The sequence below is a fragment of the Roseateles sp. P5_E11 genome (assembly GCF_054049355.1).
On the sequence record NZ_JBFUMO010000285.1, the window covers coordinates 1 to 7,302 of the forward strand.

Here is a 7,302-nt window from a genome sequence, read left to right on the forward strand (position 1 = left end):
ATGCTTGGGCGTCAGCTTGACGCCGTAGCTGGGCACCAGGTCGACGAAGGGGTCGTGGGGCTTGGGCACGTGGGTGTGCACCGCATCCATAACCTCCTGGGTCGCATGCGGGCCGGTGACGGCCAGCACGCTGGGGTGGATCTCGCGCACCAGGCTGCCGGCATCGCTGCTGCCGGCGCCGGCCTTGGCGCCCAGGCAACCGGTCACGATGACCTTGCCGTTCTTGGCCAGGGCCTCGCCRATGGTGTCCAGGCTTTCCTTGACGGCGTCGTCGATGAAGCCGCAGGTGTTGACGATCACAAGGTCGGCGCCGGCAAAGGTCTTGGAGGTTTCGTAGCCCTCGGCACGCAGCTGGGTGAGGATGAGCTCGGAATCGGTCAAAGCCTTCGGGCAGCCGAGGCTGACGAAGCCAATCTTCGGAATGGCGGCGGGGGTGATCTGTTCATTCATCGCCCTATTTTCGGCGATGTGACGAACCGGCGGCTTTCCAGCGGCCATGCAGCTGTCCGAAACGACCGAACTTCACTGGAAAGGCAGGCCGCTATTCGACCGTTTCCACCGTGACGGAGGCCGCAAATGGGGGATTGATGGACTGCGCCTCGCGAACGACATAGCTGCCGACCCGTACCCCCTCAGGATCGACCACCTCGAAATAGGAGATGCGGGTCTCCACGCCATCACGCTGGACCGATTCGGCACCCGTCGCCCTCAGCTGGTGACCCTGCGGAACGTAGATGCGCCGCTGGTGCTCTTTCTCAATCATGCTCGCTCCTCGACATAGGAACAGCACAGTTGCGGGCGGCACCCGCCTGGTCAAGGCACGCTTACCTGCCCTCACGCGCGTTACGTAGCCGAGCGAGCCGCCACTGCGGCCGACAGCCTATTTCTTGGGCGTGAACGGGAACATCACTCCCGCCTGCYTGAGCTGCTCCTGCCACTGGTTCATCAGCGTCTTGGACTGCTCGGCATAGCCGCCCATCAGGCCCGTCCAGGCCTCGGGGGTGAAGGGCATGCCGCCGGGCGTCTGCTCCGTAAAGCGCGACTGCAGGTCGGTGAAGGCCTGCATCTGCCGCTCCAGCAGGCCGCCCATGACGCCCTGCATGGCATGGCCGTAGAAGCGAATGATCTGGGCCAGCGAGCTGGTCGAGAACATCGGCACGCCGCCAGTCTCCTCCTCCAGGATGATCTGCAGCAGGATGGAACGCGTCAGGTCTTCCTGGGTCTTGGCGTCATGCACCTCGAACTCGACACCTTCCAGCACCATGCGCTTGACGTCGGCCAGCGTGATGTAGCTGCTGGTCTGCGTGTCGTAGAGGCGCCGGTTGGGGTATTTCTTGAGGATGCGCAGCCCGGGCTTGGTGTCGCCGGACTGGGCTTGCTCGGATGCCGCTTTCTTGCGGGCAGTCGCCATGCGTGGGTCTCCTGTGCAGTGCAGCAAATTCTAGGCAGAGCCTGACCGCCGTTCCGAACGGGTTTACCTGGGGCTGGTGAACCGAGCTGTCCGCCACGGAAACTCACCAAACGCCGCAATTGGGCGCAGGCGTGCCAGCGCGTGGGCAAAGAAAAGCCCCCGAACCTTTCGATTCGGGGGCCTCCAATCTTCAAAAATTTGATAGGCGCGATTGGATTCGAACCCACCATGGCAAGGTGAGGAAACGGGGCTTTACGGGACATGCTAAGACATTGATTTCACGGGAGAAATTTCCCTTATACGTCCCGACCCGCTTCCTAAACCACACCCCATTTTTCGCACGTTTCTGGGCTGGGGAAGCAGGATGGCCATGCGGATCACCTATCCAGCGCTGGCGCCCCGCGAGCGTCAACTGTGCAGCGGCGCCAGTGAGCCGCAGGCAATCGCTTCCTGCAGGCTGCCTTCAGTGGGGTGGGCGCCTGCGCCAGCCGCGGACGGCGCCCCGACGCCGAACCAGCCGTTGCGTCCACGAGCCTTGGCTTGGTAGAGCGCCTCGTCGGCGAGCTCTACCGATCGTTCCCAGGAGCCGCCGTGCTGCGCGCCGGGGACGAGAGGATATGGGGCGAAGCCGATACTGCATGAGATCTTCAGAGGTTGCCCGTCCGGCAGCTCGACCGGGCTCCCGTCAATGGCTTTGCGCAGCCTTTCGGCCAGCTGCGCCGCATGCCCGCGGGGCGTTCCCCGCGTCATGAGCAGGAACTCTTCGCCGCCCCAGCGGATGAGCYCGTCCTCCCCTCGCAACACACCCTTTAGGCGCTCCGCCGCCTGCCGCAGCACGGCGTCCCCGGCAGGGTGGCCGAAGCTGTCGTTGACACGCTTGAAGTGGTCGAGGTCGATCAGGTAGAAGAGCAGGTCCACCGGCTCGGCCGCGACCGTCCCGCGGCCCGCATGGGAGCGATCCGCCGCGGCCACGTGCGATTCCACCTGGGCCATGAAGTGCCGGYGGTTGCGCAGGCCCGTCAGCGGATCGGTGACCGCCATGTCCTGGAGCTGGCGGTTCACGGCTGCCAGGGTTCTCGCATGCCGGCGTGTCGCCCTCACCACCAGCAGTGCCGCGGCGCTGCTGGCGAGCGCGGCCAGGATCACGGCCGCAACGACGGTCCGCTGCGTCTGGCGCTCGCTGGCCTGGCGCTGGGCGCGCTCACGCTCGGCACTCGCGAGGGCCTGGTCCAGCGTCAGCCCGGCCCGATGCGATTCGTCCAGGCTCTTGCGCAGGCCCTGCAGGTGCTCCGCCAGCGCGCGGTAGGCCTCGTCGTGGCGGCGCGCGAAGGCGTACTCCTCGGCCACCTCGTCCAGCATTTCCCAACGGTCGCTGCCCTGGGCTTCGGCCTCCAAGATGGCCAGGCCCTCAGCGTGCCTGCTCAGACGGTTGAGTGCCTTGCCCCGGTTGAACCTGGCGACGCGCGTCGTGTCAGCGTCGCCCCGGGCCGCGACGATCGCRGCGTCGGCCATCTCCAGCGCCGCCGCCGGCAGCCCGGCCTTCAGCAAGGCGTCCGACTGGTTGCACAGGAAGTTCACCAGCATGTAGGGCGTGCGCCCCAACTTGAAGGCGATCTCCTGCGCCCGTGGTCCCAGCGGGCGTAGCTTGTCCCACTCGCCGGTTGCCCGGTACATATCGTTCAGCAGGACCAGCGTCCTGAGCTGCTCCACGCCGTCGTCCACCGCCTCCTGCTCCTGCAGCACGGCCAGCAGCTCCCGCTCCGCTTCGTCCAGCTTGCCGGCCGAGCGGAGCCGGTCCGCCCATTCGTCACGGGCCCACCAAGTGACCTTGTCGGCGGGATGCCGGATGGCCAGCTGCCTGGCCTCCTGCGTGTAGCGGCCGAGAGCGTGGAACTGCTTCCAGTCCTCCTGCAGCACCAGCAGCACCCGGAGCTCGTCATGCCAGTCGCCGCGGGCCCGCGCCTCGGCGAGCAGGCGCATGCCTTCCAGCACGGCCTTGTCCAGCTCCTGCCGGGCTTTGAGCTGGCCGATGCGCAGCAGGCGATGGCGGAACTCGAGCACCGGGTCGCGGTGTTGCCGCAGAAGGCCGGCCGCCCGATCGAGCAGTTCGCTGGCGCGCCCCCCGTCCGAATGCCGCAACTGCCTACCCTGCTCCAGCAGGGCCGCCACCTCCAGCAGAGGATCGCCGCTGGCGTTAGCCTGCGAACGGCTGCGCTCCAGGAAGGCAAGGAACTCGGTGCGGGGCGCGAATGTCTGGACGTCCTGTACTTGCTGGTCAAAGGCACTCACGCTCGGGGTGAGCGCGAAAGCCAGTCCTTGCCAAGCAAACGCCGCCATCCACAGCGCTCGCACAAGCAGCCGCGCCGGACCCGCGCGCCGCCGAGGCCCGCCTGTTCCGGAGTACCCATTCCAAAGAACTGCCACGCCGACCCCACTACAGCGGCAACCGCTGCATGACCAATTTTCGGACCGGCATGCCAACGCGTGTCAGCCATCCTCCCGCCACGGGCTGGCGCGCACAAGAATCCATCACGAACTGCCGGAAAACTGCAGACGTCGACCGCGGCGTGCCTGTATCGACAGGTACAGCGGCGCCAAGGGTCGCAAGGATCGGCCTCAGCTCGACGCCATGCTGAAGGGCGTGGCTCGGAAGGAATTTGACGTGGTCGCGGCTCAGCACTGCTGCGTCACAGCTTGGCTCAAGCACCACGACACTGGTAAATCGTTGACTTCAAAAGCAAAAATGCCTCAGATCCGTGAAGATCTGAGGCATTCTTAACCTACCGTCGGACTGACCCCACTGGGTCAGTCTTCATATTTGGTAGGCGCGATTGGATTCGAACCAACGACCCCCACCATGTCAAGGTGGTGCTCTAACCAACTGAGCTACGCGCMTGAAGAGCTGCGCACTATAGCAGGTTTTTGAGGCCCTCGTCCATGCTCACTTGCGGCGTGCCGAGCGCACGCCAGAGATGGCGCAGAGGTCGCGCAGCACCTTGGCCAACCTGGATGCATCAGACAGTTCCAGCGTGAAGCTCATCCAGGCCGTGTCGCCGCCGCCCGCGCGGGGTTTGACGGCGCCGGGCTTCATCGACTGTGTGTTCACCGCGACGACATTCATCTTCTCCTTGGCGAAGATCTCCAGCACGTCGCGCAGCAGGCCCTGGCGGTCACCGGCCTCGACGAGCACGTCCACGGGATAGACGGGCGCACCCTTGCCCACCGTTTCACCACCGCCCCACTCCACCGCGATGACGCGCTCGGGCGAGCGACGCTTCATCTCGGCGAGGTTGCTGCAATCGCTGCGGTGGATGGCCACGCCCTTGCCGCGCGTGACGAAGCCGGAAATGGCGTCGGGCGGCGCGGGCCGGCAGCAGCGCGACAGCGTCGTCAGCAGCGAGTCGATGCCCACCACGAGCACGCCGCCACGGTTGCTGCTGGCGCTGCGCGTGTGCCGCTGTGCCAGCAGTTCGTTCTCGTCAACTACCGGCTCGGGCGGGCGCAGCAGCAGCTCGATGTTGCGCAGCGAGTATTCGTCCTTGCCAACGACCTCGAACAGCGCATCCGCACCCTTGAAGCCCAGGCGCGCAGCCAGCTCGTCGAGCTTGAGCGCCGTCTTGCCCTCGCGCTGCAGCAGCTTCTCGACCAGGTCGCGGCCCTTGACAATCGTCTGCGCCTGCTGCAGCGCGTTGAACCACGCACGCACCTTGGCGCGCGAGCGTGGGCTCTGCAGATAGCCGAGCTCTGGGTTGAGCCAGTCCAGCGACGGGCCGCCTTCCTTGGTCGCGATGATCTCGACAGTCTGGCCGCTTTGCAGCGGCGTGTTCAACGGCAGCATCTGGCCGTCGATGCGTGCGCCGCGGCAGCGGTGGCCGAGGTCGGTGTGCACCGCATAGGCAAAGTCCACCGGCGTCGCACCCGCCGCCAGCTCGACGATGGTGGCCTGCGGCGTGAAGACATAGATGCGGTCGTCGAACACCGGGCCGCCCTCGGCGCCCTGCACGGTGTCGCGCTCCCAGGCCAGCAGCTGGTTGAGCACGGCCTTGCGGGCTCGAGCCACCTGCTCCTCGAACTCGCCAGCCGCACTGACACCGGCATAGCCGCGCGCACCGGCCTCCTTGTAGGCCCAATGGGCGGCAACGCCATGTTCGGCGTGCTCATGCATCTCGCGCGTGCGGATCTGCACCTCCATCGCCCGGCCGTCGGGCCCGAGCACGACGGTGTGCAGGGACTGGTAGCCGTTGGGCTTGGGTTTGGCGATGTAGTCATCGAACTCGCCGGGCACCGGCGTATAGACCTCATGCAGCCGGGCCAGCGCGGCATAGCAATCGGCCACGCTGGCGACGACGACGCGCAGCGCACGCAGGTCGAAGACGCGGTCCAGCGACAGGTCCTTGCCCTGCATCTTCTTGTGGATGCTGTAGAGGTGCTTGGGGCGGCCCTGCACCTCGGCGGCAATGCCCTGACCATAGAGGTCGGCCTGCAGAGCCGCGCGCGCGGCCTCAACACGCTGCTCGCGTTCGACGCGGGTCTCATGCAGGGCGCCGGCCAGGGCTTTGTAGGCCTGCGGCTGCAGGAAGCGGAATGCCAGGTCCTCCAGCTCCCACTTGATCTGCCAGATTCCCAGGCGATTGGCCAGCGGCGCGAACACCGCCTGGGACTCGGCCGCCAGGTCCTGCGGGCAAGGCTGCTTGCTGGCTGCGTACCAACGCAGCGTCTGCAGCCGTGAGGCCAGGCGCAACAGCACGACGCGCAGGTCGCGCGAGAAGGCCAGCAGCATCTTGCGCACGCGCTCGGTCTGTTCGGCGCGCAGGTCGTGCTTCCTGTCGGCCGGCAACTTGGCGTCGCGCGTGGTGCGCTGCAGCTGCACGAGGCGGCGCGTGTGCGTGACGAGGCTGGCATAGCTGTCGCCGAAGGCCTTGGCGACGACCTCCTCCGGCTTGCTGAGGAAGTCAGCCGCATAGACCAGATAGGCCGCGGCCTGCAGCTCCTGTGCGCTGCCCACGGCGCGCAGGATGGCCGCCACGCCGTCGGCGTGAGACAGCGCGTTCTCGCCGGTGTCCAGCAACTCGCCGGCCAGCAGCGGCTCGGCAACGGCGCGGGCACGAACGACCTCGGCATTGGAATGTTCGGCGCCCGCATCCAGCAGCGCGACGATGGGCGCCGTCGCGGCGCCCTCGGGCATCAAGCCGGTCTTCATGAACTGAGGAAATCCCTCACGACGGCAATCTGGTTGGCATGAATCAACGTGGGCGCATGGCCGATGCCGGGCAACTCGACCAGGCGAGCGCTCGGGCCGCGTTGCGTCATGGCGCGCGCCGTCTCGGCACTGAGCAGGTCGGACTCCGCGCCGCGGATCAAGAGCGTCGGGCAGCTCAGCTGGTCATAGGCCGCCCAGAGTGCAGCCTCGCCCGCGGCCACCAGCTCGGGCGTCACGGCCGTGAAGGACAGCGCGATGGCCGGGTCGTAATGCGATTTCCACTCGCCACCCTCCTGGCGGAACAGTGGCTCGGACAGGGCCAGCCATTCCTCGTCGGTGTGCGGGCCGAAGCCCTCGGAGATGCTGCGCAGATAGGCCGCGCCCTCTTCCAGCGATTTGAAACGCATCGCCTTGCCGAGATAGCTGCCGATGCGCTGCAGGGCCTCGATGCGGATGGCCGGGCCGACGTCATTGAGCACCAGGCGGCGGATCGGGCTCGCCAACCCGTCGGGCCGCGGCAACGAAGCCAGGCCCAGGCCGATCAAGCCGCCCATGGAGGTACCGACCCAGTCGACCTGCTCGACATCCAGCCGCGCCAGCAGCGCCACCATGTCGGAGACATAACTCGGAATCTGATAGCCAGCGGGCTGGCGCAACCAGTCGGAGCGGCCGCGGCCGACGACATCGGGGC

At 66.8% G+C, this 7,302-nt stretch carries 5 protein-coding genes, 1 tRNA gene and 1 pseudogene; all 7 read right to left on the reverse strand.

Going from position 1 to position 7,302, the window contains the following annotated elements; all coding sequences use genetic code 11:
- Positions 1-498, reverse strand: a pseudogene (locus tag ACXJKR_RS19320) (hypothetical protein); the annotation flags it as partial.
- A gap of 43 nt (positions 499-541) precedes the next feature.
- The gene (locus ACXJKR_RS19325) at positions 542-763 is read right to left on the reverse strand and encodes a hypothetical protein (RefSeq protein WP_457324190.1); all 222 of its coding nucleotides are present in this window, start codon (positions 761-763) and stop codon (positions 542-544) included.
- A gap of 117 nt (positions 764-880) precedes the next feature.
- The gene (gene phaR, locus ACXJKR_RS19330; protein WP_457324191.1) at positions 881-1,411 is read right to left on the reverse strand and encodes a polyhydroxyalkanoate synthesis repressor PhaR; all 531 of its coding nucleotides are present in this window, start codon (positions 1,409-1,411) and stop codon (positions 881-883) included.
- A gap of 408 nt (positions 1,412-1,819) precedes the next feature.
- The gene (locus ACXJKR_RS19335; protein ID WP_457324192.1) at positions 1,820-3,748 is read right to left on the reverse strand and encodes a diguanylate cyclase; all 1,929 of its coding nucleotides are present in this window, start codon (positions 3,746-3,748) and stop codon (positions 1,820-1,822) included.
- Between the two features lie 482 nt (positions 3,749-4,230).
- Positions 4,231-4,307, reverse strand: a tRNA-Val gene (locus tag ACXJKR_RS19340).
- A 45-nt stretch (positions 4,308-4,352) separates the two neighbouring features.
- A complete protein-coding gene (locus ACXJKR_RS19345; protein WP_457324193.1) occupies positions 4,353-6,611 on the reverse strand; it encodes a RelA/SpoT family protein in 2,259 nt (752 codons plus the stop codon).
- On the reverse strand, positions 6,608-7,302 hold a 695-nt coding region (locus tag ACXJKR_RS19350; protein WP_457324194.1), incomplete at its 5' end, for an alpha/beta fold hydrolase. The genes ACXJKR_RS19350 and ACXJKR_RS19345, both read right to left, overlap by 4 nt.